This is a genomic window from Mesorhizobium australicum (assembly GCF_900177325.1).
GTDB lineage: Bacteria > Pseudomonadota > Alphaproteobacteria > Rhizobiales > Rhizobiaceae > Mesorhizobium_A > Mesorhizobium_A australicum_A.
Genome location: NZ_FXBL01000004.1, coordinates 3050839 through 3074163 on the forward strand (window position 1 = coordinate 3050839; position 23325 = coordinate 3074163).

24 protein-coding genes are annotated in these 23325 nt (G+C 64.9%); 15 read left to right on the top strand and 9 right to left on the bottom strand.

Annotated elements, in window-relative coordinates:
• Positions 1 to 87 precede the first annotated feature (87 nt).
• Positions 88 to 3009, bottom strand: a complete 2922-nt coding sequence (uvrA, locus tag B9Z03_RS17545; RefSeq protein ID WP_085465391.1) for an excinuclease ABC subunit UvrA — start codon at positions 3007 to 3009, stop codon at positions 88 to 90.
• 692 nt (positions 3010 to 3701) lie between these two features.
• Entirely contained in the window at positions 3702 to 4475 is a 774-nt protein-coding gene (locus B9Z03_RS17550) for an SDR family oxidoreductase (RefSeq protein ID WP_085465392.1), read from the bottom strand.
• Between the two features lie 86 nt (positions 4476 to 4561).
• Between B9Z03_RS17550 and B9Z03_RS17555 the strand changes: the two genes are divergently transcribed.
• The 4 genes from B9Z03_RS17555 (at position 4562) to B9Z03_RS17570 (ending at position 8709) form a co-directional block, all read left to right on the top strand.
• On the top strand, positions 4562 to 5185 hold the full coding sequence (locus tag B9Z03_RS17555) for a TetR/AcrR family transcriptional regulator (RefSeq protein WP_085465393.1): 624 nt from the start codon (positions 4562 to 4564) through the stop codon (positions 5183 to 5185).
• Positions 5186 to 5442: 257 nt separating this feature from the next.
• Entirely contained in the window at positions 5443 to 5889 is a 447-nt protein-coding gene (locus B9Z03_RS17560; RefSeq protein ID WP_139832303.1) for a MarR family winged helix-turn-helix transcriptional regulator, read from the top strand.
• 167 nt (positions 5890 to 6056) lie between these two features.
• A complete protein-coding gene (locus tag B9Z03_RS17565; RefSeq protein ID WP_139832304.1) occupies positions 6057 to 7628 on the top strand; it encodes an MFS transporter in 1572 nt (523 codons plus the stop codon).
• 16 nt (positions 7629 to 7644) lie between these two features.
• Positions 7645 to 8709 carry an HlyD family secretion protein gene (locus tag B9Z03_RS17570; protein WP_085465396.1) on the top strand — a complete coding sequence of 355 codons (1065 nt, stop codon included), beginning with the start codon at positions 7645 to 7647 and terminating at the stop codon, positions 8707 to 8709.
• A gap of 30 nt (positions 8710 to 8739) precedes the next feature.
• Here B9Z03_RS17570 and B9Z03_RS17575 read toward each other — a convergent pair whose 3' ends face one another.
• Positions 8740 to 9429: an alpha/beta hydrolase gene (locus tag B9Z03_RS17575; RefSeq protein WP_139832305.1), complete on the bottom strand. Its 690-nt coding sequence runs from the start codon at positions 9427 to 9429 to the stop codon at positions 8740 to 8742.
• A 184-nt stretch (positions 9430 to 9613) separates the two neighbouring features.
• On the opposite strand from B9Z03_RS17575, the gene B9Z03_RS17580 reads away from it, so the two are divergent.
• Complete coding sequence (locus B9Z03_RS17580) at positions 9614 to 10762, top strand: OpgC family protein (RefSeq protein ID WP_085467722.1); 1149 nt, start codon at positions 9614 to 9616, stop codon at positions 10760 to 10762.
• A gap of 21 nt (positions 10763 to 10783) precedes the next feature.
• Here B9Z03_RS17580 and B9Z03_RS17585 read toward each other — a convergent pair whose 3' ends face one another.
• Positions 10784 to 11035, bottom strand: coding sequence for a hypothetical protein (locus tag B9Z03_RS17585; RefSeq protein WP_176247550.1), 252 nt, complete (start codon positions 11033 to 11035; stop codon positions 10784 to 10786).
• A gap of 250 nt (positions 11036 to 11285) precedes the next feature.
• On the opposite strand from B9Z03_RS17585, the gene ssb reads away from it, so the two are divergent.
• Positions 11286 to 11792: a single-stranded DNA-binding protein gene (ssb, locus tag B9Z03_RS17590; protein WP_085465399.1), complete on the top strand. Its 507-nt coding sequence runs from the start codon at positions 11286 to 11288 to the stop codon at positions 11790 to 11792.
• A gap of 16 nt (positions 11793 to 11808) precedes the next feature.
• Entirely contained in the window at positions 11809 to 12312 is a 504-nt protein-coding gene (locus tag B9Z03_RS17595) for a GyrI-like domain-containing protein (protein WP_085465400.1), read from the top strand.
• Between the two features lie 50 nt (positions 12313 to 12362).
• On the opposite strand, the gene B9Z03_RS17600 is transcribed toward B9Z03_RS17595, so the two are convergent.
• The 3 genes from B9Z03_RS17600 to B9Z03_RS17610 all read right to left on the bottom strand — a co-directional run bounded on the left by B9Z03_RS17600 (position 12363) and on the right by B9Z03_RS17610 (position 14321).
• On the bottom strand, positions 12363 to 12584 hold the full coding sequence (locus B9Z03_RS17600; protein ID WP_085465401.1) for a hypothetical protein: 222 nt from the start codon (positions 12582 to 12584) through the stop codon (positions 12363 to 12365).
• A gap of 99 nt (positions 12585 to 12683) precedes the next feature.
• Positions 12684 to 13313 (bottom strand): MarC family protein, encoded by a 630-nt coding sequence (locus B9Z03_RS17605; protein ID WP_085465402.1) that lies wholly within the window; start codon positions 13311 to 13313, stop codon positions 12684 to 12686.
• Positions 13314 to 13337: 24 nt separating this feature from the next.
• On the bottom strand, positions 13338 to 14321 hold the full coding sequence (locus B9Z03_RS17610; RefSeq protein ID WP_085465403.1) for a CPBP family intramembrane glutamic endopeptidase: 984 nt from the start codon (positions 14319 to 14321) through the stop codon (positions 13338 to 13340).
• 250 nt (positions 14322 to 14571) lie between these two features.
• On the opposite strand from B9Z03_RS17610, the gene gyrA reads away from it, so the two are divergent.
• The gene (gene gyrA / locus B9Z03_RS17615; protein ID WP_085465404.1) at positions 14572 to 17343 is read left to right on the top strand and encodes a DNA gyrase subunit A; all 2772 of its coding nucleotides are present in this window, start codon (positions 14572 to 14574) and stop codon (positions 17341 to 17343) included.
• A 250-nt stretch (positions 17344 to 17593) separates the two neighbouring features.
• Here the strand turns inward: gyrA and B9Z03_RS29460 are convergent, their stop codons facing one another.
• Positions 17594 to 17839: a hypothetical protein gene (locus B9Z03_RS29460; protein WP_139832307.1), complete on the bottom strand. Its 246-nt coding sequence runs from the start codon at positions 17837 to 17839 to the stop codon at positions 17594 to 17596.
• Between the two features lie 68 nt (positions 17840 to 17907).
• Here B9Z03_RS29460 and coaD point away from each other — a divergent pair, with 68 nt between their 5' ends.
• The 7 genes from coaD (at position 17908) to tgt (ending at position 22785) form a co-directional block, all read left to right on the top strand.
• Positions 17908 to 18408, top strand: a complete 501-nt coding sequence (coaD, locus tag B9Z03_RS17620) for a pantetheine-phosphate adenylyltransferase (protein WP_085465405.1) — start codon at positions 17908 to 17910, stop codon at positions 18406 to 18408.
• Positions 18409 to 18426: 18 nt separating this feature from the next.
• Positions 18427 to 19005 carry a peptidylprolyl isomerase gene (locus B9Z03_RS17625; protein WP_085465406.1) on the top strand — a complete coding sequence of 193 codons (579 nt, stop codon included), beginning with the start codon at positions 18427 to 18429 and terminating at the stop codon, positions 19003 to 19005.
• A gap of 121 nt (positions 19006 to 19126) precedes the next feature.
• Positions 19127 to 19603 (top strand): peptidylprolyl isomerase, encoded by a 477-nt coding sequence (locus tag B9Z03_RS17630; protein WP_085465407.1) that lies wholly within the window; start codon positions 19127 to 19129, stop codon positions 19601 to 19603.
• A gap of 2 nt (positions 19604 to 19605) precedes the next feature.
• On the top strand, positions 19606 to 19995 hold the full coding sequence (locus tag B9Z03_RS17635) for a hypothetical protein (protein ID WP_085465408.1): 390 nt from the start codon (positions 19606 to 19608) through the stop codon (positions 19993 to 19995).
• Positions 19992 to 21071, top strand: a complete 1080-nt coding sequence (gene queA / locus B9Z03_RS17640) for a tRNA preQ1(34) S-adenosylmethionine ribosyltransferase-isomerase QueA (protein ID WP_085465409.1) — start codon at positions 19992 to 19994, stop codon at positions 21069 to 21071. Before B9Z03_RS17635 ends, queA begins: the two co-directional genes overlap by 4 nt.
• Positions 21072 to 21073: 2 nt before the next feature.
• Positions 21074 to 21649, top strand: a complete 576-nt coding sequence (locus B9Z03_RS17645; protein WP_085465410.1) for a histidine phosphatase family protein — start codon at positions 21074 to 21076, stop codon at positions 21647 to 21649.
• Positions 21646 to 22785 carry a tRNA guanosine(34) transglycosylase Tgt gene (tgt, locus tag B9Z03_RS17650; RefSeq protein WP_085465411.1) on the top strand — a complete coding sequence of 380 codons (1140 nt, stop codon included), beginning with the start codon at positions 21646 to 21648 and terminating at the stop codon, positions 22783 to 22785. The genes B9Z03_RS17645 and tgt overlap by 4 nt, the downstream gene beginning before the upstream one ends.
• Here tgt and B9Z03_RS17655 read toward each other — a convergent pair.
• Complete coding sequence (locus tag B9Z03_RS17655; protein WP_085465412.1) at positions 22775 to 23188, bottom strand: DUF4864 domain-containing protein; 414 nt, start codon at positions 23186 to 23188, stop codon at positions 22775 to 22777. The two genes, tgt and B9Z03_RS17655, sit on opposite strands and share 11 nt — an antisense overlap.
• Positions 23189 to 23325 lie beyond the last annotated feature (137 nt).

Sequence of the window (23325 nt, forward strand, 5' to 3'; positions counted from 1 at the left end):
GCGCCCACCCCTCACCAGGCATGTCCAGCCGAACTGCGAAGGGCAGTTCGGGGACAAGCCATCCTCTCCCGTAGGGGGCGAGGAGGACTACTCCGCCGCCTCGCGCTTCCCGCCCGGCCGTCGCTCCAAGAGCTCCTTCAAGAACTGCCCCGTATAGCTGCGCTTCTCGGCAACAATGTCCTCCGGGCGGCCCTGCGCCACCAGTTCGCCGCCGCCGTCGCCGCCCTCCGGTCCGAGGTCCAGAACCCAGTCGGCGGTCTTGATGACCTCCAGATTGTGCTCGATGACGACGACCGTGTTGCCCTGGTCGACCAGCTCGTGCAGGACTTCGAGCAGTTTGGCCACGTCGTGGAAGTGCAGGCCGGTGGTGGGCTCGTCGAGGATGTAGAGGGTCTTGCCCGTCGCGCGGCGGGAGAGTTCCTTGGCGAGCTTGATGCGCTGCGCCTCGCCGCCTGAGAGCGTGTTGGCTTGCTGGCCGACATGGATGTAGCCGAGGCCGACCTTGGCCAGCGTCTCCAGTTTGTCGCGGACGGCGGGGACCGCGGCGAAGAATTCGGCGCCTTCCTCGACCGTCATGTCGAGCACGTCGGCGATCGACTTGCCCTTGAAGGTGACTTCCAGCGTCTCGCGGTTGTAGCGCTTGCCGTGGCAGACGTCGCAGGTGACGTAGACGTCGGGCAGGAAGTGCATCTCGATCTTGATGACGCCGTCGCCCTGGCAGGCCTCGCAGCGGCCGCCCTTGACGTTGAAGGAGAAGCGGCCGGGCTGGTAGCCGCGCGCCTTGGCTTCCGGCAGGCCGGCGAACCAGTCGCGGATCGGCGTGAAGGCGCCGGTATAGGTGGCCGGGTTCGAGCGCGGGGTGCGGCCGATCGGCGACTGGTCGATGTCGATGACCTTGTCGAGGAACTCGAACCCTTCGATGCGGTCGTGCTCGGCCGGGTGCTCGCGCGCGCCCATGATGCGGCGCGAGGCGGCCTTGAACAGGGTCTCGATCAGGAGCGTCGACTTGCCGCCGCCCGACACGCCCGTGACACAGGTGAAGGTGCCGAGCGGGATCTCGGCCGTGACGTTCTTCAAATTGTTGCCGCGCGCGCCGACGATCTTCAGCCGCTTGTTCTTCTTCAGCGGCCGGCGCTCGGACGGGACGGAGACTTCGAGCTCGCCCGACAGGTATTTGCCGGTGAGCGAGCGCGGATTGGCCATCACCTCGGCGGGCGTGCCTTGCGCGATGATGCGACCGCCATGGACGCCGGCGGCGGGGCCGATGTCGACGACGAAATCGGCGGCAAGGATCGCGTCCTCGTCATGCTCGACCACGACGACGGTGTTGCCGATGTCGCGCAGGTGCTTCAGCGTGTCGAGCAGGCGGGCATTGTCGCGCTGGTGCAGGCCGATGGAGGGCTCGTCGAGCACGTAGAGCACGCCGGTGAGGCCGGAGCCGATCTGCGAGGCGAGCCGGATGCGCTGGCTCTCGCCGCCCGACAGCGTGCCGGAATTGCGCGCCAGCGTCAGGTAGTCGAGGCCGACGTCGTTCAAAAACTTCAGCCGCTCGCGGATCTCCTTCAGGATGCGGTAGGCGATCTCGTTCTGCTTGTCGTTGAGCTGCGCGGGAAGCGCATCGAACCAGGCGCCGGCCTTGCGGATCGACTGGTCGGTGACCTGGCCGATGTGCAGGCCGGCGATCTTCACCGCCAGCGCCTCCGGCTTGAGGCGGAAGCCGTTGCAGGCGGGGCAGGGGGTCGAGGCCATGAAGCGCTCGATGTCCTCGCGCGACCAGGCGGAGTCGGTCTCCTTGTAGCGGCGCTCGAGATTGGGGATGACGCCTTCGAAGGTCTTGGTCGTCTTGTAGGAGCGCAGCCCGTCGTCATAGCTGAAGGCGACCTGGCGCTCGCCGGTGCCGTGGAGGATCGCGTCGCGCGCCTCTTCGGAAAGGTCAGACCAGCGGTCGGTGACCTTGAAGCCGTAGGCCTTGCCAAGCCCCTCCAGCGTCTGGAGGTAATAGGGCGAGGTCGAGCGCGCCCAGGGGGCGACGGCGCCCGATTTCAGCGTCAGGCTCTCGTCGGGGATGATGAGGTTGCGGTCGATCGCCTGCTGCGAGCCGAGGCCGTCGCAGGTGGGGCAGGCGCCGAACGGGTTGTTGAAGGAGAACAGCCGCGGCTCGATCTCGGGAATGGTGAAGCCGGAGACCGGGCAGGCGAACTTTTCCGAGAACAGCATGCGCTCATGCGTCTCGTTGGCCGACTTGTTGGCGGAATCCTCCTTGGTCTCCGAGGCCGGCAGCGGCCTGTCGGCAAATTCGGCGACCGCGATGCCGTCGGCGAGCTTGAGCGAGGTTTCGAGGGAGTCCGCCAGACGGGTCGCGATGTCGGGCCGCACGACGAGGCGGTCGACCACCACGTCGATGTCGTGCTTGTATTTCTTGTCGAGCGCGGGGGCTTCCGCGATCTCGTAGAACTGGCCGTCGATCTTGAGGCGCTGAAAACCCTTCTTCTGCAGCTCGGCGATCTCCTTGCGGTATTCGCCCTTCCGGCCGCGCACGATCGGCGCCAGGATGAACAGGCGCGTGCCTTCCGGCAGCTCCAGCACCCGATCGACCATCTGCGACACGGTCTGGCTCTCGATCGGCAGGCCGGTCGCCGGCGAATAGGGGATGCCGACGCGCGCGAAGAGCAGGCGCATATAGTCGTAGATCTCGGTCACGGTGCCGACCGTCGAGCGCGGATTGCGCGAGGTGGTCTTCTGCTCGATCGAGATGGCGGGCGACAGGCCGTCGATCTGGTCGACGTCCGGCTTCTGCATCATCTCGAGGAACTGCCGCGCATAGGCCGACAGGCTCTCGACATAGCGGCGCTGGCCCTCGGCATAGATCGTGTCGAAGGCGAGCGAGGACTTGCCCGAACCCGACAGGCCGGTCATCACCGTCAGCGAATCCCGCGGGATGTCGAGGTCGACGTTCTTCAGATTGTGCTCGCGCGCGCCGCGGATCGAAATGTACTTCTGATCGGCCATGACCGGTCCGCAGCCTCATGCTGATAAAGGGGATGGCGGAGACCGCCAGCCCGAATGTAGGTATTTTCGCCGCAAGGTCGAGGGCTGCGCGCCCGCGACCCCCCAAGCATTAGACGGCGGCGGAAGACGCGGCAAGCGAAAAGAACGGAGAGTGAACGGAAGCTCCTGACAAGACGATGTCAGGAGGGAGGGGCGGTTCGCGCCAGGCGGCCTGTAACATTCGATCACGATTTGGGCCGGGCGGCTGGAAATGTTTGACCTGAGGCGCGCGCGGGAGCAGACTTCTACCTGTCGGGAATGACGAGCGCGAGGCGCTCTCCGGGCCGATGGGCAGGCTGCGAGACGCCGCAGACACCGGATCAGAGCACTCCCCGACGAAGCGAAACGGACATGGGAGGGAGCCATGACTCCACCGGACAGTCCCTTGCGGCTCCGCAGCTAGACGGAGCCACGGCAGGCGCAGGCGCGGGTCAAAATCCGCCGAACCACGCATTGCCGCCAAAACCACAATCAGAGACCGCAGTCGGATCGATGGCTGACGCCATCTCGGCATCCGAAACAGGACCGGCCCCTTAAAGCCGGCCGATGAGCAATGGCTCACAAAAACGAAACCCCGACCGCGCGGAAGCGCGGCGGGGTTTTGCTTTGGGATCTCGCATGATGCGCATACCACGGCAAAGCGCCGCGAATGCTCAGAGCCGGGCACCGCCCGTGGCGTCGATCACCTGTCCCGTGGTCCAGCGCGCATCGTTGGAGGCGAGGAAGGCGATCACGTCGGCGAGGTCGTCGGCCGTCCCGATGCGCGAGAAGACCGACATCGCCTCTGCGCCCGCCCGTGCCTCGGGATTGGCCAGCCAGCCGGCGTTCATGTCCGTCTCGGTGATGCCCGGCATGACCGCGTTGATGGTGATCCCGCGCCGGCCCAGCTCGGGCGCCAGTGCCAGCGTCAGCGTTTCGAGCGCGCCTTTCGACGCCGAATAGGCCGGGTGGCTGGGCGCGGCGACGCGCGTGAAGCCGGTCGAGACGTTGATGATGCGCCCGCCGTCGCGGATATGTTCGGCCAGAGCCTGGATCAGGAAGAAGGGCGCCTTCAGGTTGATCGCCATGACCTCGTCGTAGACGGCTTCGCTCGTCTCGGCCAATGAGACCGCTGGCGCCACGCCGGCATTGTTGACCAGAATGTCCAGGCCGGGCTCGCCGGTGTGGGCGACGGCTGCGTCCCTGAACTGCTCCCAGATACCGAGCGCCGCCTCCCTCCCTTTACCGAGATCAGCCTCGATGGCGACGGCCTTGGCGCCGAGCGCTTCGATCTGCCCGACGGCCTCGCGGGCGGCATCGGCGTTGCTGCCATAATGCACGCCGATGAGGGACGCGCCATCCCTGGCAAGGGCCAACGCCGTCGCCCGGCCGATACCGCGCGAGCCTCCAGTCACCAGGGCCACTTTGTTCGACAGTCTTCCAGGCATCGGTCGCTCCATTGAAATTTTATAGCGACCGATATAATAAATGACCGGAAAGCGTGTCAATGAATATTATAGGGATCGATATAAAAATGACGGAAGCCGTCCGAAAGCGCGGCAGGCCACGGCTGCTGAATCCGGAGGTGGGGCTCGAAAAGGCCGCGCTGCTGTTCTGGGAGCATGGCTATGAGGGGACGTCGATCGCCGACCTGACGCAGGCAATGGGCGTCACGCCGCCGTCGCTCTACGCCACCTTCGGCTCGAAGGAGGACCTGTACCGACAGGCGCTCGACTACGCCATCGACGGCGAAAACAGGCGGCGCGCCGAAGCCTTGCAAGGCGCGGCGAGCGCTTATGACGCCATGGCGTTCTACCTGTACGACGTTGCCGAAAGCATCAGCCAGCCCGGCAAACCGCGCGGGTGCATCGTCTCGTCGGCGGTGCTCCAGCATGCGGAGGCGAGCGAGTCGGTTGCCCGGGATGTGGCGGCGCGGCGGGAGGCCGCGACCCGGGCCATGCAGGTGCGTTTCGATCGCGCCGTGAGCGACGGCGAGCTCCCGGCCGACACGGACACCGATTCGCTCGCCCGCTTCTATGCGGCCATCGTCCAGGGCATGTCCGCGCAGGCGTGCGACGGGGCATGTACGGCCAGGCTGAAGCAGGTGGCCGACATCGCGCTGTCTGCATGGCCGGGAGAGCGGACGCAGAGGACGTGACGAGGACTGGCGCAGACCGGGTTGCCGTCGCGACGTTTGTCAAACCGAGCCGGATTGGCGGCGCCGACGCGGCATGATCGTCTGCGTCAGCACAACGCTTTGTGCACCCTAACGTTAAGCTTCGCCCATGATGTAGCGTTCCGGCCTGGTCGTCGCTGTCGGCCTCGGTCGCTTGATACGCCAATCACGGATGTCTCACCTTGCAATCCGAACGGTGCCATTATACTTAGGCTTCTAATTATCTGATACTTACTTATATGGCACCTATGGATAACACCGTTCTTGAGACCGCGTTCGTGGACGAGCTGTCGAAGGTGAACCGCAAGCTGCGGACGATGTTCGACGCCCGCGTGAAGGCGCAGGGCCTCACGCTGGCCCGTGCGCGTCTGCTGATGCATCTGGCGAAAAACGAGGGAGCGACGCAGTCGGAACTGGCGTCCGCGCTGGAGATCGAGCAGGCATCGATCGTCTCCCTGCTCGATGCCTTGCAGAAGAAAGATCTCGTCGTTCGCCGCGCCGTCAAGGACGATCGACGTGCCAACGGGATTTTCCTGACGGCGAAAGCCCGCAGCGAGGCGGATGCCATACTCGCCTTTGTGGTCGAGTTGCGAAGGCAGATCCTGGCAGGCATCGACGAGAAGGATCTGTCGGCCGCGACGGACGTGTTGAAGCATGTGTCGCGCAACATAGGCGCGGTCGCCTGAACCTGGCCTAGCTTCAAATGCAACGACACTCTTCCTTCCCGTCTGCGCCGGTCGCCGCGGATGGCGTATCCGAGGGCCGGAGTTTCGCCGGATCGTCGTCTGCTCCAATTTCGGGAGAAGAGCTCCAGCCAGCGCCGCAAAGCACAGCCCCGCCAGCCTTCGTGCCAATGCATCCCGCACGTTCGGGCGGCTACATGCTGGCCGCGCTGCTGCTTGCGCTCACGCAAGGGCTCGGCATGAACCTGGTTACGGCGAACATTACCCAAATCCAGGGCTCCATCGGCGCGACGACGAACGAGGCGACCTGGATGGTTGCGGCCTACATGGCGCCGAATGTTTCGCTGTCCCTCGCCCTGATCAAGATACGGGCGCAATACGGCCTGAGGAACTTTGCCGAGATCAGCATTCTTGGTTTCGTGCTCGCTTCGGCGCTTAATCTGATGATCAACGACCTGCCGTCGGCGATCATCGTGCGCTTCATGAGCGGTATTGCCGCAGCGCCGATGTCTACGCTGGGCTTTCTCTACATGCTGGAGCCGTTCCGACCGGAAAGGAAGATGCAGGTCGGACTTCCGCTGGCACTGACCAACATCTCGCTCGGTGCACCGGTCGCCCGGCTTATCTCGCCGACGCTGTTGGACATTGAAGGCTGGCACAATGTGACATTGCTGGAGGTCGCGCTAGCCCTCATCGCTTTCTGCCTTGTCTACAACCTGCCGCTCGGGCAGCCCCACCCCAGGGCAAAGGTCATCGAGAAGCTCGACGTCGTCAGCTATCTCCTTATTGCAATCGGCTTCGGCGCGACTGCCGTCGTCCTTGTGCTCGGCCGCCTCTATTGGTGGTTCGAAGCGCCATGGCTCGGGGTCAGCCTGGCGGTCGCCATTGCCTGCGTCGCGACTGCCGCCGTGATCGAGCTCAATCGCGAGAATCCGCTGCTGGATATCAGATGGCTGTCGAGCCCAGCCGTGCTGCATTTTACCGGCGCGTTGCTGGTCTTCCGCGTGGTGCTCTCGGAGCAGACGACGGGAGCTGCCGGACTGTTCCAGGTTTTCGGCCTCAACAACGGCCAGACGATAACATTGTACTGGATCATACTCGTCGCGTCGGTTGCCGGAGGACTGAGTTGCGTGGCGGTGATGAAACCGGGTCGCGAGCCGGAGATCCATCTCGTCGCGCTCGCGTTCCTGATCGCCGGAGCGCTGATGGACAGCCGCTCGACGAACCTGACGCGTCCGGAGGAAATGTACCTCAGCCAAGCGTTGATCGCCTTCGCTGGCGCGCTGTTCCTCCCCCCAGCATTGCTCAGCGGATTAATGTCGGCACTCAAGAAGGGGCCGAATTACATACTGAGCTTCGTCATTGTGTTTCTGACCACCCAAAGCCTTGGCGGACTGCTCGGTTCGGCGGTGTTCGGCACCTTCATCACGTGGCGGGAGAAACTCCATTCGCACGCGCTGGTGGAGCACCTAGCGCTCACGGACCCGATCGTCGCACAGCGCGTCGCACAGTTGAGCGGCGCCTATGCCCGATCGCTAACCGACAAAGCGTTGCTCAACCAGGAAGGCATCGCACTCCTCGGCCAGCAGGCAACGCGAGAGGCCAATGTCCTGGCCTACAACGATGCCTTCCTTCTCATTGCCGCGCTGGCTGCCTTGGCCTTTGTCTGCCTCCTCATCCATATCGCCTTCGATACAATCAGACGCTGGCAAGTCGCAGCACCCCAAACGGCCTCCAGCTGACAGAGCGTCCACCTCCATGTCAAAATTTCTAAGACCTTCCGCAACCACGCTCGCCGTTCTGCTTGGCATTCTAGGTGTCACGCTCGTGCTATACGCTTGGCGGCTGCCGCCTTTCGTGACGACTGTCGAGACCACCGACAACGCCTATGTGCGCGGGCAGGTCACGGTCATGTCTCCCCAATTGGCCGGCTATGTCTTGGAGGTGCCCGTGCGGGACTATGACCATGTCAAGGCAGGGCAGCTTCTCGTACGCCTCGACGACCGAATCTACCTTCAAAAGCTTGAGCAGGCGCGTGCGACGCTGTCTGGACAGCAAGCCTCGCTTGCGAATTCACAGCAGGCCCAGGCATCTGCCGAGGCCCGCATCCGCGCGAGTGAGGCTGCGCTCGAAGGAGCAAAAGTGGCTCTTGATATAGCGGAAAAAAACTGGGAACGGCTGGAGCCGCTGCTGAACAAGGGCGTGGTGACGGCCAGCGACGCCGATAAGAGCCGTTCTACCGTTGATCAGGCACGTGCAAACCATGCCCAGGCCGAGGCAAGCCTTGATGTCGCCAGACAAGACTTGCAGGCAACCATTGTCAGTCGACGCTCTTTAGAAGCTGCCGTGCAGGGCGCCGAGGCGGCTACGCATCTTGCCGAGATCGATCTGGAGAACACCCGTATCGTTGCGCCTCAGGACGGAACACTGGGTGAGGTGGGAGCGCGGATCGGTCAATATGTAGCCGCCGGCACTCAGCTCGTCGCGCTGGTGCCCGAGCGCAAATGGGTGGTTGCGAATTTCAAGGAGACACAACTCGCCGACATGAAGATCGGCCAGCTTGCCAAGATGACCATCGATGCGCTGCATCATGCAGAACTGACCGGCCATATCGAACAGTTCGCACCCGCCACTGGCTCTGAGTTCAGCGTGCTGAAGGCCGATAACGCCACGGGAAACTTCACCAAGGTCGCGCAACGGTTGCCGCTACGCATCACGATCGACCCGGGTCAGGCCTTGGCCGACCGGCTGGCGCCCGGCATGTCCGTTGTCGTCACCATCGATACGGCGACAAAACCTTCGATCAACATCGCTACTAAATAGGAAGCGGACACGAGCGAGACACCGGCGCAGCTACCCCCTCGTTCCCCTCGCATCCGCCGTGGCCGGCACCCCGCCTTCCACCGAGTCCAGCCAGCCGCGCGCATAGGCGATGTCGCCTTCGCCGCATTCGTGGCCGGAGCTCAGCGTGTCCTGCACGACCACCGCACCGTTGCGCTTCAACAGGTCGCCCAGCATCGCGCCGTAGGAGCCGTAGATCTGGTCGGTGGCGCCGGACAGGATCAGCACGCGCGCGGCGGTGAGGTCGGCCTTGGGGGCGGATTCGAGGACGGACATGGCGCGCATCAGCACCGCCTGGCGGATTGCGCCGGGGTGGAGCAGCATGGTCGCGGCCACCAGGTTGGCGCCGTTCGAATAGCCGAGGAACAGGGTGCGGTCCGGATCGGTGACGCCGTCGCGGCGCAGGCCGTCGAGGAAGCCGGAAAAGGTGTCGGCTTCCAGCGCCACGCTCGACTGGTCAAAGGTGATCGGGCTCAGCTTGCGGTACCAGCGGCGCTCGCCGTTCTGCAGGATACGGCCGCGGGGCGCGACGATCCGCGCTTTCGGATCGAGCATCCGCGCCAGCGGCAGGATCGCCGCCTCATCCGCGCCCGACCCGTGCAACGCCACGATCGTCCGCTCGGCTGGGTCCTGCGGCTCATAGAGCCGGTAGACATAGCTGCGGTCATACCGCAGCGGCGCATCCATCCAGTCGCCTCTCATTGTGCGCTCCGCCCAAATCGATCCGACCCCTCATTGTTATCTCCTTAAACGATAGTTGATCGAACCGACACAGTTTTTCGCCGTTTAGGGATGCCTACAAACCCGACCGGGGTCGTGGGGATTGGAAGAGCCGGGCGGCGCACAGCGCGTCGTCCAGGGCAAAAACTGGCCGGGAATCAGAGACATGCGTGCCGAGCGAGACACTCGAATCGACGTCATCAGGGCAATTGTGCTGCTGATGATCTTCATCAACCACGTTCCCGGGAACGTCTACGAAAAGTTCACGCTCAAGAATCTCGGCTTCTCCGACGCGGCCGAGGTGTTCGTGCTGATCTCGGGACTCGCGATCGGCCTTGTCTACGGGCAGAAGATGACGGGCGGGCAAGGGGTGAGGTCCGCGCTCGCCATCTGGCGCCGGGCGTGGGTGCTGTTCTACACCCATATCATGATGACGGTGGCGACGCTGACCATCTTCTGCGGCGCCGCGGTGTTCGCGCTGCGGCCCGACCTGTTGGAGATGATCAACATCGGTCCGCTGATGGAGGACCCCGCCCGCGTGGTGGTGGGCATAGGCACGCTCGGCCACCAGCTTGGCTACAACAACATCCTGCCGGTCTACATGCTGCTGCTTCTCGCCACGCCGGCGATCGTGTGGCTGCTCAACCGCAGCATGGCCGGGACGCTGGCCGCCTCGGGCGCGCTGTGGCTCGCGGCCGGCATCTTCCAGGTCGCGCCGGCGAACTATCCGCTGCCGGGAGTCTGGTTCCTCAACCCGCTGTCCTGGCAGTTTCTCTACGTCATCGGCATCGCCGGCATGATGCATGTCAGGTCCGGCGGATCTCTGCCGCAGCATCCGCTCTGGACCCGGCTGGCGCTCGCCTATCTCGTCTTCGCGTTCCTGTGGATCCACGGCCCGTTCTGGGGCCATGTGACGTGGCTCGGCCTGCCCGAAGTGCTGGGCGGGTTCAACAAGACCTTCCTGTCGCTCTTCCGCCTGCTCGACGTTTTGGCGCTCGCCTATCTCGTCGCGCGCTGGCCGGCGGTGTCGGGGCTGGCGCGAACGGCGCCCGACCATCCGCTGGCGATCCTCGGCAAGCATTCGCTGCCGGTGTTCGTCACCGGAACGATGTGCGCGATGGTGGCGCAGGTGCTGCGCCATCTGGACCAGCCCGGCCTGGGCTTCGACACGCTGCTGATCGCCACCGGCATCGCCACGCAGCTCGCTGTGGCCTATTTCCTCGAATGGAAGGCGGACATGACGCGGACGGCCGCCGCGAAGGCGCCGAAGGCAAGGGGGGCGGGAGAGGCCAAGGCGCTGCCGGTCGCGGCGTGAGCGGAAGGTGGGGCGCCGGCCTTACCGCCCGTCGCCATGGCTGCCGGAACCGACCTGCACCCAGACATAGCCCGAGACGGTGAGCTCCCACTTGCCGAACTTCTTCGTGCCCAAGGCATCGGCCGGCGGCTCCTCGGGCTCGGGTTCGGGCGCGACGATCGAATAGGTACTGTCGACGCCGGGCAGCGCGGCGTCCTTCTTCGCCTCGTCGGCGACGGCCGGCAGGCTCGCGGCTGCGAGGACAGCGAGTGTGGCGAGGAGGGCGGAGCGCATGCGAAGCATGACGCCAGCATAGCCTTTCGTCCTGCCGAAAGCCACCCGGCCGACGCCAGGACCGGCCGGCGTCGCACGCAGGAATCGCCCGCAATCGGCGCTTGCCACCGGGTCCGGAATATTATAGAACATAACAGGAACAGACAAAGATGTGGACAGCGGGAGGGTTTTCCCACGCCCCGGCGCATCGGCTGTCCTGTTCGGTTATGATACGGCTCGATTTGGTTTCGGATAAGCGCGGAGCGGTGTGATGGCGGGTAGCGTGAACAAGGTGATCCTGGTGGGCAATCTGGGGGCGGACCCGGAGATCCGCCGGCTGAACTCGGGCGACGCCGTCGTCAACCTCCGCATCGCGACGTCGGAGAGCTGGCGCGACAAGAATTCCGGCGAGCGCAAGGAAAAGACCGAGTGGCATCAGGTCGTGATCTTCAACGACCAGCTTGCCAAGGTGGCCGAGCAGTATCTGAAGAAGGGCATGAAGGTCTATATCGAGGGCCAGCTCCAGACCCGCAAATGGGAAAAGGACGGCGTCGAGCGCTACACGACCGAAGTGGTGCTGCAGAAGTTCCGCGGCGAGCTGCAGATGCTCGACTCGCGCGGCGAGGGCGGCGGTGGCGGCCAGGTGTCGTATGACCGCGGCGGCCGCTCCGGCGGCTCCGATTTCGGCCAGTCGGGACCGTCGGACTACGGTTCGCGAGGCGGCGGGGGCGGCGGACGCCCGGCATCGCGCGACCTCGACGACGACATCCCGTTCTAGGCCGCGCTGACGGCGCATGTGCGTCTGGTGCGAGGGTGCGGCCACCGGTCTCGACGGGTTCGCGATCGAGACGCGGGGGCAGGCGCGGCTCGCCGGGCGGTGGTGGCAAGGCACGCATGCCGACGCCGTCGCCGGCGGCCTGAGGGAGGTGCTGGCGGCGTTGCGCGAGCGCATCCTGGAGGAGCCGGCGTTTGCGCCTGGGCCGGTGGTCGTCGTAACGCTGGCCGGGCAGGGGGATGACGTCCGATGCTTCGCCGGCGCGCGGCTGGAAGACGGCGCATCACTGCCGGACGGGCTGGAGGAGTTCCTTGTTCCCGCTTGCGACTACGCCAGCGCCCTGCACCGTGCGACCGAGGGCGAGGTCATCGACCGTTATGCGGCGATGTTGGACTGGATGCGGGCGGAGCGACTTTCCCGCGATTGCTCGCAGATTCAGCACCGTGAGGAATATCCGCTGCATGCCGACTTCGCTCGGCCCGAGGCGGTCAGGTTGATGGTGCCGATCGTCCACAAGTCTTGACTGCCCGGACAGGCATGGCGGCTAGTTTTTGCCGCGCGGCAGGAGAGCAGTCAGGCGCGGCTCGGATGCAACTGCTCAACCACGACATCCAGCGTCACTGTTGCCGGGCTGATTTCGGTCGCAGCCGTATGCAGCACGTGCGTCACACGATACAGGTTCGTCAAAATCACACCTCGTTCGTCCCGCACGTCGTCGGGCGTGAACGCGATCAGTTCTCCGATCCTCGGAACCTCCGCGAAGGTTCGCACCGGCAGCCATTTCCCTTCTGCCAAGTCCTCTTCCCGACCACTGACCTTGATAGTGCAGCTAACCGACATCGCCTCGCCATCCGCTGAGTTGAGCGCAGAAAAATGCCCACGCCATGTCGAACCTCAGGCCGCCATCAGCGCCTTGATGCCGTCGGCGACGAACTGCACGGCGAGCGCGGCGAGGATGACGCCGAGCAGGCGGGTCAGGATCGAACGGCCGGTCTGGCCGAGGAAGCCGTCGATGCGCTCGGCGAGGAAGAAGACGAGCCAGGTCAGCACGATGCCGGCGAGCAGGATCAAAAGCAGCGCGACCTGGCCGTAGAGCGTCGGGAAGGAGCCCGAGAGCAGCACCGTGGCCGAGATCGCGCCAGGCCCGGCGATCAGCGGGATGGCAAGCGGGAAGGCGGCGATGTTGTGGATGTGGTCGCGCGTGATCGCGACGTCGGCGCTCTTCTCCTTGCGGTCGTTGCGGCGCTCGAAGATCATCTCGAAGGCGATGAAGAACAGGAGCAGCCCGCCCGCGACGCGGAAGGCCGGCAGCGTGATGCCGAACATGTTCAGGATGGCGGCGCCCGCCACCGCGAAGACGGCGAGCACGATGAAGCCGATCACCGAGGCGCGCAGCGCCACCTGGCTGCGCTCCGACCGGTTCATGCCGCGCGTCAGCGCCAGGAACAGCGGCGCCAGCCCCGGCGGATCGATCGTCACCAGCACCGTTACGAAGGCGTTGAACAGGCTCTCGATGGTCGGCATGGCGTCCCCCTCCGCGCCGCCATGCTACTCCACGGGCACCGGAGCGCAACCGGCATCCGGCCGCCGGCCGACCCTCAGCGGCGAGCGCTGGTGAAGGAGCAGAAACAGCACGAGCAGGCAGGACAGCACATCCATGCCGATCAGCAACGCGGCCTCGCTCCCGGTCCAGCGCGGATCCGACAGGGCGAGGTAGAGATAGAGCGCGAATTCATTGTCGTCGCCCCGCGGCGAGAAGACGAGGAAGGCGAAGATATTGTTGACGACGTGATACCCCATCGCCGCGCCGAGATTGCCTGTGGCCACGACGAGAACGGTCGCCGCGACCGCGAACAGGAAGACGGAGCCGAAGATCGCCAGCAGCATGTGCGCCTGCACCTCCGGGTCCCAATGCGCGATGGTGAAGATGAGCAGCGGGATCGCCGCCCAGACGAGCGGGCTCGCGAACCGGTTGGCGAGCAGTTGCATCAGATAGCCGCGGAATACCACTTCCTCGGCCGATGCCTGCAGCGCGATCAAACCCGCGACCGGCAGCAGGTAGACCAGCCAGTCGGCAAGCGCCAGCGACGACCGTTCGATCGGCAAGTCCTGCGAATCCGGACCGACGAGCATCGACAGGCCGAAGGCGAGGCAGCCGGCGAGAACCGCCTTCAGGCCATCCCGGACGTCGATCCGCCGGTCCGCGCCGAGGACGCTCGACAGGCGCCGACGGTGCACAATGCGCAGCACGGCCCAGACCACACCCCACAGAACGCCCAGGGTGACGAGCAGGGTCGCCGTCCCGGCGCGGCCGGCAAAGGCGGTCTGGAGGCGATCGGAGATCGATGCATACGAGATTCCGTACCAGGCACTGATGATCGCAGACGCGGCGAACATGACGACGACCGTGGTGACGACCCACAGAGCCACGATCAGCACCATACCGATGACGATGGACGGGACGCCCCATCGGCCCTCCCTCGCGAGGGCGACATATTGCCGGAAAGGCGAGGTGGTTTCGGTCGGCGGCATTCAGGCTCCGGTGCGGTTCGCGCCCTTCAGAAAGCCGAATCGCGGGCGCGAATTCAAGGCGCCGCGTGGCATGGCGACCGGTTGCCGTTGCGAAATGCGGCTCCGGAATTCGCAGCCGCTTCGTCATTCGTGCCTATCTATTTGAAAAGGCGCCATGAATAACCCACAGCGACTGAGCCGCGGGATTTGGAAAACCACCCTTCGTTCTTATATAATGGGGGCAAGATTCTGCCAGAAAGCGTGATCCCCATTGAGTGACCTGACCAAGCCGCCGCAGGGCGACCAGCCTGACGGCATCGAGCCCGTCTCCATCATCGAGGAGATGCAGCGCAGCTATCTCGACTACGCGATGAGCGTCATCGTCTCCAGAGCGCTGCCGGACGTACGCGACGGCATGAAGCCGGTGCATCGCCGTATCATCTACGCCTCGCACGAGAGCGGCTACCACTGGAACCGCAAGCACGTGAAGTCTGCCCGTCCCGTTTCGGACGTGATGGGTAAGTATCACCCGCATGGCGACTCCTCGATCTACGACGCGCTGGTGCGCATGGCGCAGGACTGGTCGCTGCGCGTGCCGCTGATCGACGGGCAGGGCAATTTCGGCTCGATCGACGGCGATCCGCCGGCGGCGATGCGCTACACAGAGGCGCGCCTGACCAAGGTCGCTCACGAGCTGATCGAGGACATCGACAAGGACACGGTCGATTTCCAGGACAACTATGACGGTTCCGATTCCGAGCCGAAGGTGTTGCCGGCGCGGTTTCCCCACCTTCTGGTCAACGGCGCGGGTGGCATCGCGGTCGGCATGGCGACCAACATCCCGCCGCACAACCTCGCCGAGATCTGCAACGGCGCCATTGCGCTGATCGACAATCCGGCGATGGAACTGCCGGATCTGATGGAGATCATCCCGGGCCCGGACTTTCCGACCGGAGGCATCATTCTTGGGCGCTCCGGCATCTATAACGCCTATTCGACCGGCCGCGGCTCGGTGCAGATGCGCGGCAGAGTGCAGATCGAGCAGCGCGCCAACGACCGCGAGGCGATCATCATTGACCAGGTTCCCTACCAGGTGAACAAGGCCTCGATGATCGAGAAGATGGCCGAACTGGTGCGCGAGAAGCGCATCGAGGGCATTTCCGACATCCGCGACGAGAGCGACCGGCAGGGCTACCGCGTGGTGATCGAGCTCAAGCGCGACGCCAACGCTGATGTCATCCTCAACCAGCTCTACCGCTACACGCCCTTGCAGACCTCGTTCGGCGTCAATGCGGTCGCACTGAACGGCGGCAAACCGGAGGTGATGACGCTCATCGACATGCTGAAGGCGTTCAATCAGTTCCGCGAGGAAGTGATCAGCCGCCGAACAAAGTTTCTGCTGCGCAAGGCGCGCGACAGGGCGCATGTCCTCGTCGGTCTCGCCATCGCGGTTGCAAACATCGACGAGGTTATCAAGCTTATCCGCACCGCGCCCGATCCGCAGACTGCGCGCGAACAGTTGATGACCCGCCGCTGGCCGGCGCGGGACGTTGAGTCGCTGATCCTCTTGATCGATGACCCGCGCCACCGCATCAACGAAGACGGCACCTATAACCTTTCCGAGGAGCAGGCACGCGCTATCCTCGAACTGAGGCTCGCGCGCCTGACCGCACTTGGCCGCGACGAGATTGCCGACGAATTGAACGGCATCGGCCTGGAGATCACTGACCTCCTCGACATCCTCTCATCCCGCGCGCGCATCCAGACCATCGTCAAGGACGAGCTGGCCGCCGTGCGCGACGAGTTCGGCACGCCGCGGCGCACCGAGATCGTCGACGGCGGCGCGGACATGGAGGACGAGGACCTCATCCAGCGCGAGGACATGGTGGTCACGGTCACGCATGAGGGCTACATCAAGCGCGTGCCGCTCTCGATCTACCGGGCGCAGGCGCGCGGCGGCAAGGGCCGCTCCGGCATGACGACCAAGGACGAGGATTTCGTCACCCGCCTGTTCGTCGCCAACACGCATACGCCGATCCTGTTCTTCTCCTCGCGCGGCATCGTCTACAAGGAGAAGGTGTGGCGCCTGCCGATCGGTACGCCGCAGTCCAAGGGCAAGTTCCTGCGCAACATGCTGCCGCTGGAAGAGGGCGACCGCATCACCGCGATCCTGCCGCTGCCGGACGAGAGCGAGTGGGACAAGCTCGACGTGATGTTCGCCACCACGCGCGGCACCGTGCGGCGCAACAAGCTCAGCGACTTCGCCGACGTGAAGCGCAACGGCAAGATCGCGATGAAGTTCGACGAAGAAGGCGACGCGATACTTGCGGTCGAAACCTGCACCGAAAACGACGACGTGCTGCTGACCGCCGATTCCGGCCAGTGCATCCGCTTCCCGGTGACTGACGTGCGCGTGTTCAAGGGACGCGATTCGACCGGTGTTCGCGGCATCGCCATGAACGAAGGCGACCGGGCGATCTCGATGACGATCCTGGAACATGTCGAGGCGCAGCCTTGGGAGCGCGCGGCCTATCTCAAGCGCTCCGTCGCCGAGCGCCGGCTTGCCTCCGCCGAGGGCGAAGGCGAGGAGGAGGTGGCGCTGACCAATGAGGAGGTCGGTGAAGGTGGTGAACTGTCCGACGACCGCTACGAGGAACTGAGGCTGCACGAACAGTTCGTGCTGACCATGACCGAATACGGTTACGGCAAGCGCTCGTCGTCCTACGACTTCCGCGTTATCGGCCGCGGCGGCAAGGGCATCCGCGCCACCGACGTGTCGAAGGTGGACGAGATCGGACGTCTTGTAGCCGCCTTCCCGGTCGCGTCATCCGACCAGATCATGCTGGTGTCGGATGGCGGCCAGGTGATCCGGGTGCCGGTCGAAGGCATCCGCTTCGCCAGCCGCGCCACCAAGGGCGTGACGGTGTTCAAGACGGCGGAAGGCGAAAAGGTCGTCTCGGTCGAGCGGATCTCGGATGCCTCGGACGACGAAGGCGAAGGCGAGGCGGAGGCACCCGCGCTGCCTGAAACACCGCCGGAGTGATCCGTCGGCTCTGGGCCGGGCGAGGTCACTGCTTCCAGCAGCCGTCATCCTCGGCCTTGTCCCGCGGATCTGCCGAAGCTCGCAAGTAGCTGATAGTTATTCCGTTTCTGTGCGCCTATGTCGATAGATCCTCGGGCCAAGCCCGAGGATGACGGCGCGAGAAGGTCTCCGATTGTACAGGTAGCCCGTGACTGTGCGATCACCTCCCGGAGGAGATCGTCTCGCGGAGGCGCTCAACTTGTGCCACGGCTCAATTCGTCAGGCCGAACGGGCGGGTGGAGCGGATGTTGCGCTCCTGGTGGGCGCGGCGGCTTTCTTCGTGGATGCCGAAGGCAGTTGCGATCAGCATGGCGATGGTCATTGCGGCGGCAAGCATCAAGATGATCATGGTGTCGTCTCCTTGACGGCAATAACGGCCGAACACCGTTTCGGTTTCATTGTCCTTGCATGCACATTGCCGTGATTGCCTTGAACTCAGCCTGAGCGCGGCGTTCATCCAACATTCACCTTTCTACCAACCTGGTGAATTGCCTTCCTTGAGCGGGATCAATAGAAGCTCTCGCCATGACCGAACGCATCGCCATCTATGCCGGCTCCTTCGACCCGCTCACCAACGGGCACCTCGACGTGCTGAAGGGCGCGCTCACGATTTCGGACAAGATCTTCGTGGCGATCGGCATCCAGGCCTCGAAGACGCCGGTGTTCAGCCTCGAGCAGCGTGTGGCGCTGATCGAGCAGGCCGCGCGCGACGAACTGGGCGAAGACGCCGCCAAGCTGGAGGTGATCTCCTTCCAGGGCCTGCTGATCGACGCTGCGCGCAAGAACGGCGCCAAGATCATGATCCGCGGCCTGCGCGACGGCACCGACCTCGACTACGAGATGCAGATGGCCGGCATGAACGAGACCATGGCGCCGGAGCTGCAGACCGTCTTCCTGCCGGCCAGCCCCTCGGTGCGTACGATTACCGCCACATTGGTCCGCCAGATCGCCTCGATGGGCGGTGACATCCGCCCCTTCGTCCCCGCGGTCGTCGCGAAAGCGCTGGCGGCCAAGTTCGGGTCCTGACCCTTCCGGAGAGTTTTCATGAACAGACGCAGCTTCATGTCGGCCGTCGCCCTCGGCGCCATCCTGCTCGGACAACCGGCGCTCGCGGCCGAGCCCGAGAACACGATGATCATTACGCTGAAGGATGGCGACGTCACGGTCGCACTTCGGCCCGATCTCGCGCCCAAGCACGTCGAGCGGATCAAGGAACTGGTGCGAGAGGGCGCCTACGACAACGTGGCGTTCCACCGTGTCATCGAAGGCTTCATGGCGCAGACCGGCGATGTTCAGTTCGGCGACATGAATGACGGCTTCAACCCCAGCCGCGCCGGCACCGGCGGATCGGACAAGCCGGACCTGCCGGCCGAATTCTCCTCGACGCCCTTCGTGCGCGGCGTGCTCGGCATGGCCCGCGCGCAGGATCCGAACTCGGCTAATTCGCAGTTCTTCATCATGTTCACCGAATACCCGTCGCTGAACGGCCAGTACACGGTGGTCGGCGAGGTGGAGAAGGGCATGGAGCTGGTCGACAAGATCAAGCGCGGCGCGGGCGGCAATGGCGAGGTCTCCGACCCCGACCGCATGATCAAGGTCCGCATCGCGGCCGACAAGAACTGAGTGAGTAGGGAGTAGTGAGTAGCAGGCGGAGGATTGGCCTGAGGCGAGCTTTACTACTCAATACTCACTAATCACTATTCGCTCGACTACCCATTTCCAGAGCATCGAAAGGACCGAACACATGGCTGAGATCAAGGATCCGGAAAACACGATCATCATGGACACGACCAAAGGACCGGTCGTGATCGAACTCTTCCCGGACGTTGCGCCGAAGCACGTCGCCCGGATCAAGGAACTCGCCCGCGAGAAGTTCTATGATGGCGTGGTGTTCCATCGCGTCATCGAGGGCTTCATGGCGCAGGGCGGCGACCCGACCGGCACCGGCATGGGCGGCTCGGACAAGCCCAACCTGCCGGCCGAATTCAGCAACGTGCCGCATGTGCGCGGCACCTGCTCGATGGCGCGCTCGCAGAACCCGAATTCGGCCAACTCGCAGTTCTTCATCTGCTTCGACGACGCCTCCTTCCTCAACCGGCAGTACACGGTGTGGGGACAGGTGATCGAGGGCATGGACAACGTCGACAAGATCAAGCGCGGCGAGCCCGTGCGCGATCCCGACTCGATCAAGACGATGCGCGTCGCCGCGGACATCGCCTGATCATGAAGCGCGCGCTCCTCGCCGCCGCTCTCGCATGCGCCGCCTGGCCTGCCCAGGCGACCGGCGAGCTGTCGTGCGGCGGCGAGGGCGTGGGCATCGACCTGCTGGTCGGCCATATGGACGTGCTGTCGATTGCACGGGCGGTGATTACCATCGGCGGCGAAAGCTGGTCGACGGCGCCCGACATCATGCCGGGCACCCCGATCACGGTAGGCCAAGGTTTTGAGGACGACCGTATGCTCGCGGTCGACTTCACCGACGAGAACGTCAACGAGATCATCGCCCGCCTGCGCGTTGTGAAGGCGGAGGAAGGCGACAGCCGCGTCGCCGGAGGCGTGTTCACCTTCAAGGGCAAGGGCGCTTTCGTCGTGGATTGCTCCGAACTCCAATGAAGGTCGACCTGTTCGATTTCGACCTGCCGGAGGACCGAATCGCGCTCCGCCCGGCGGTGCCGCGCGATTCCGCAAAACTGCTGGTCGTCAGGCCGGGCGAGGCGCTCGCGGACAGGGTCGTGCGCGACCTTCCGGGCCTGCTGCGTCCGGGCGACGCGCTGGTGTTCAACGACACGAAGGTCATTCCGGCCCAGCTGTCCGGCCTGAGGCGGCGCGGGGAGGCGAGCGCGCGCGTCGACGCCACTTTGCATATGCGCGTCGGCCCGGACGCCTGGCGCGCATTTCTCAGGCCTGCCAAGCGGGTCACGGTCGGCGACCGCATCGCCTTCGGCCATACCGAGAACATCTGCCTGATGGGCGCGCTGGACGCGACGGTGGAGGAGAAAGGCGAGGGCGGCGAGGTGCTGCTGCGCTTCGACTTCTCGGGTGCTGCGCTGGACGAGGCCCTGCACACGGTCGGACACATTCCGCTGCCGCCCTATATCGCCTCGAAGCGGCCGGAGGACGAGCGCGATCGGGCCGACTACCAGACCATCTATGCAGATGAGGAAGGGGCCGTCGCGGCGCCCACCGCAGGTCTGCACTTTACGCCGGACCTGTTCGCAGCACTCGACGCGGCGGGCATCGAGCGGCATTTCGTGACCCTGCATGTGGGGGCCGGCACCTTCCTCCCGGTGAAGGCGGACGACACGGCGGATCACAAGATGCATGCCGAGGTTGGGCGCGTCTCGACCGCGACTGCGTCGGCGCTGAACGCGGTGAAGGCGCGGGGAGGGCGTATCGTCTGCGTCGGCACGACCTCGCTGCGGCTGCTGGAGAGTGCGGCCGGCGAGGACGGAAGGCTGTCGGCCTGGACCGGCCCGACCGACATCTTCATCACCCCAGGCTACCACTTCCGCTTCGTCGACGTGCTGATGACGAACTTTCATCTGCCCCGCTCGACCCTGTTCATGCTGGTGTCGGCGTTTTCAGGGCTGGAGACGATGCGGGCGGCGTATGCGCATGCGATCGCGGGCGGGTACCGATTTTACTCATATGGGGATGCGGGGCTGCTGTTTCGAGCGGGGCTTCGCTGACCATGCTCCTGCGCTATCTTACGCATCCGCAGGTGCGGATCGATCCGGACGTTCCGGTTCCGCACTGGGGCCTGAACGAGGTGGGTGCTGCCCGCGTCGCGGCGCTTGCTGCGCGCGGCGTGCTTGGCGGCACAACGACGATCGTCTCCAGCGCCGAGCGTAAGGCGGTCGAGACGGCCGAACCGATCGCGGCATCGCTCGGGATCGGCATGGCGGTGCGCGAGGCGATGCACGAGAATGATCGTTCGGCGACCGGCTTCCTGCCGCCGCCAGAATTCGAAACGGTCGCCGACGCCTTTTTCGCCAATCCTGACGTCAGCATCAGGGGGTGGGAGCGGGCGGCGGACGCGCAGGCGCGGATCATACGCGAGACCGAGGCAGTGCTTGCGGCGCATAAGGACGGCGACGTTCTCCTCGTAGGTCACGGCGGCGTCGGCACGCTGCTGTTCTGCCATCTTGCGGTAATGCCGATCGCCCGCATACGCGACCAGCCGGCGGGCGGCGGTAACGTCTTCTCCTACGATCTCAAGGCGAGGGCGATGGTGCACGGCTGGGTCGCCATGGAGGCGGTTCGATGAGCAGCACGAGCTTCCAATTCACCCTCCACGCCACCGACGGTGCGGCGCGCACCGGCGAGATTTCGATGCCGCGCGGCACGATCGCGACGCCGGCGTTCATGCCGGTCGGCACCGGCGGAACGGTGAAAGCCGTGTACATGGACCAGGTGCGCGGGGCGGGCGCCGACATCATCCTGGGCAACACCTATCACCTCATGCTGCGGCCGGGTGCGGAGCGCGTCGCGCGGCTGGGGGGCTTGCACGAGTTCGCGCGCTGGCCGTGGCCGATCCTCACCGACAGCGGCGGCTTTCAGGTCATGTCGCTGGCGCAGCTCAGGAAGCTGACCGAGGACGGCGTGACCTTCCGCTCGCATATCGACGGCTCGTCCTGGCACATGAGCCCGGAACGGTCGATCGAGATCCAGGGGCTGCTCGATTCCGACATCCAGATGCAGCTCGACGAGTGCGTGGCGCTGCCGGCCAAGAGACAAGAGATCGAGCGGGCGATGGAATTGTCGCTGCGCTGGGCTGACCGCTGCAAGACGGCCTTCGGCGACCAGCCGGGCAAGGCGATGTTCGGCATCGTGCAGGGCGGCGACGACGCGGAACTGCGCATCCGCTCCGCGCAGGCGTTGAAGGCGCTGGAGCTGAAGGGCTATGCGGTCGGCGGGCTGGCGGTCGGCGAACCGCAGGAAGTGATGCTCACCATGCTGGAGGCGACGTGCCCGGAACTGCCGCACGAGAAGCCGCGCTATCTGATGGGCGTCGGCACGCCGGACGACATCGTCAAGTCGGTGGCGCGCGGCATCGACATGTTCGACTGTGTGATGCCGACGCGGGCAGGGCGACACGGGTTAGCCTACACGCGTCGCGGCAAGATCAACCTGCGCAATGCGCGCCATGCCGACGACCCGCGGCCACTGGATGAGGAGAGCAGCTGCCCTGCCGCGCGCGACTACAGCCGCGCCTACCTGCACCACCTGATCAAGTCGGGCGAGGCGCTGGGCGGGATGCTGCTCACCTGGAACAACATCTCCTATTATCAGGACCTGATGCGCGGCCTGCGCGGCGCGATCCGCGAAAGCCGCTTTGTCGACCATGCGGCGGCCGTGACCGAGGGGTGGGCGCGGGGGGACATCGCACCGGTCACGTGCTGAGCGCGTTGGACGCGCGCAGGCTGCATCCGGTGATCTTGTGGGTTCCATCGGCCTGCAGTTCGAGTGTGTAGACGGCTTCATATTCCTTGCCGTCAGGGCCGAGGATCAGCACTTGCTGGATGATAGAGGTCGGGCTCATTTCCTCGACCTTGCCAAAGGAATAGGTCTTCGGCCGCCGCACCGGCGGGTAGCCGTTGGTCACCATGCCCATGAAGGCCTCGACCGTCGGGAAGATACGCTTGATGTTCGGCGCAGCATAGCCGTAGGCGGCAGGCCCGTCGTTGGCGAGGAAGGCTTTCAGCTGGCCGTCGATGGCCGACTGCGCCGAGCGCACTTCGGCTTCGCCCGCGGCGGCAGGCAGGGCGGACAGGAGGCAAAGAACAGCGGCAAGGACGATGCGCATGGCAGGGCTCCCGGTCCCGGCGTTCGATCGTGGCCGGACCTTCTCCAATATACGCCGGAAATCGCGCCGCAGTTTCACAACATATGCGCAGCCATCGCCCGCTCGCCTTGAAACCGCGCATCCTTCCTGCGAGAGTC

Coding starts and splice junctions, on each gene's coding strand:
- B9Z03_RS29460 (WP_139832307.1), bottom strand. CDS start 17,839: ATGAACGCCGCGCTCAGGCTGAGTTCAAGGCAATCACGGCAATGTGCA.
- tgt (WP_085465411.1), top strand. CDS start 21,646: ATGAGCAGCACGAGCTTCCAATTCACCCTCCACGCCACCGACGGTGCG.
- B9Z03_RS17575 (WP_139832305.1), bottom strand. CDS start 9,429: ATGAGAGGCGACTGGATGGATGCGCCGCTGCGGTATGACCGCAGCTAT.
- B9Z03_RS17635 (WP_085465408.1), top strand. CDS start 19,606: ATGAAGCGCGCGCTCCTCGCCGCCGCTCTCGCATGCGCCGCCTGGCCT.
- B9Z03_RS17560 (WP_139832303.1), top strand. CDS start 5,443: ATGGCACCTATGGATAACACCGTTCTTGAGACCGCGTTCGTGGACGAG.
- B9Z03_RS17605 (WP_085465402.1), bottom strand. CDS start 13,313: ATGCCGACCATCGAGAGCCTGTTCAACGCCTTCGTAACGGTGCTGGTG.
- B9Z03_RS17585 (WP_176247550.1), bottom strand. CDS start 11,035: ATGCGCTCCGCCCTCCTCGCCACACTCGCTGTCCTCGCAGCCGCGAGC.
- queA (WP_085465409.1), top strand. CDS start 19,992: ATGAAGGTCGACCTGTTCGATTTCGACCTGCCGGAGGACCGAATCGCG.
- B9Z03_RS17645 (WP_085465410.1), top strand. CDS start 21,074: ATGCTCCTGCGCTATCTTACGCATCCGCAGGTGCGGATCGATCCGGAC.
- B9Z03_RS17565 (WP_139832304.1), top strand. CDS start 6,057: ATGCATCCCGCACGTTCGGGCGGCTACATGCTGGCCGCGCTGCTGCTT.
- B9Z03_RS17630 (WP_085465407.1), top strand. CDS start 19,127: ATGGCTGAGATCAAGGATCCGGAAAACACGATCATCATGGACACGACC.
- B9Z03_RS17595 (WP_085465400.1), top strand. CDS start 11,809: ATGTGCGTCTGGTGCGAGGGTGCGGCCACCGGTCTCGACGGGTTCGCG.
- B9Z03_RS17610 (WP_085465403.1), bottom strand. CDS start 14,321: ATGCCGCCGACCGAAACCACCTCGCCTTTCCGGCAATATGTCGCCCTC.
- B9Z03_RS17555 (WP_085465393.1), top strand. CDS start 4,562: ATGACGGAAGCCGTCCGAAAGCGCGGCAGGCCACGGCTGCTGAATCCG.
- uvrA (WP_085465391.1), bottom strand. CDS start 3,009: ATGGCCGATCAGAAGTACATTTCGATCCGCGGCGCGCGCGAGCACAAT.
- ssb (WP_085465399.1), top strand. CDS start 11,286: ATGGCGGGTAGCGTGAACAAGGTGATCCTGGTGGGCAATCTGGGGGCG.
- B9Z03_RS17550 (WP_085465392.1), bottom strand. CDS start 4,475: ATGCCTGGAAGACTGTCGAACAAAGTGGCCCTGGTGACTGGAGGCTCG.
- B9Z03_RS17570 (WP_085465396.1), top strand. CDS start 7,645: ATGTCAAAATTTCTAAGACCTTCCGCAACCACGCTCGCCGTTCTGCTT.
- B9Z03_RS17655 (WP_085465412.1), bottom strand. CDS start 23,188: ATGCGCATCGTCCTTGCCGCTGTTCTTTGCCTCCTGTCCGCCCTGCCT.
- B9Z03_RS17625 (WP_085465406.1), top strand. CDS start 18,427: ATGAACAGACGCAGCTTCATGTCGGCCGTCGCCCTCGGCGCCATCCTG.
- coaD (WP_085465405.1), top strand. CDS start 17,908: ATGACCGAACGCATCGCCATCTATGCCGGCTCCTTCGACCCGCTCACC.
- B9Z03_RS17580 (WP_085467722.1), top strand. CDS start 9,614: ATGCGTGCCGAGCGAGACACTCGAATCGACGTCATCAGGGCAATTGTG.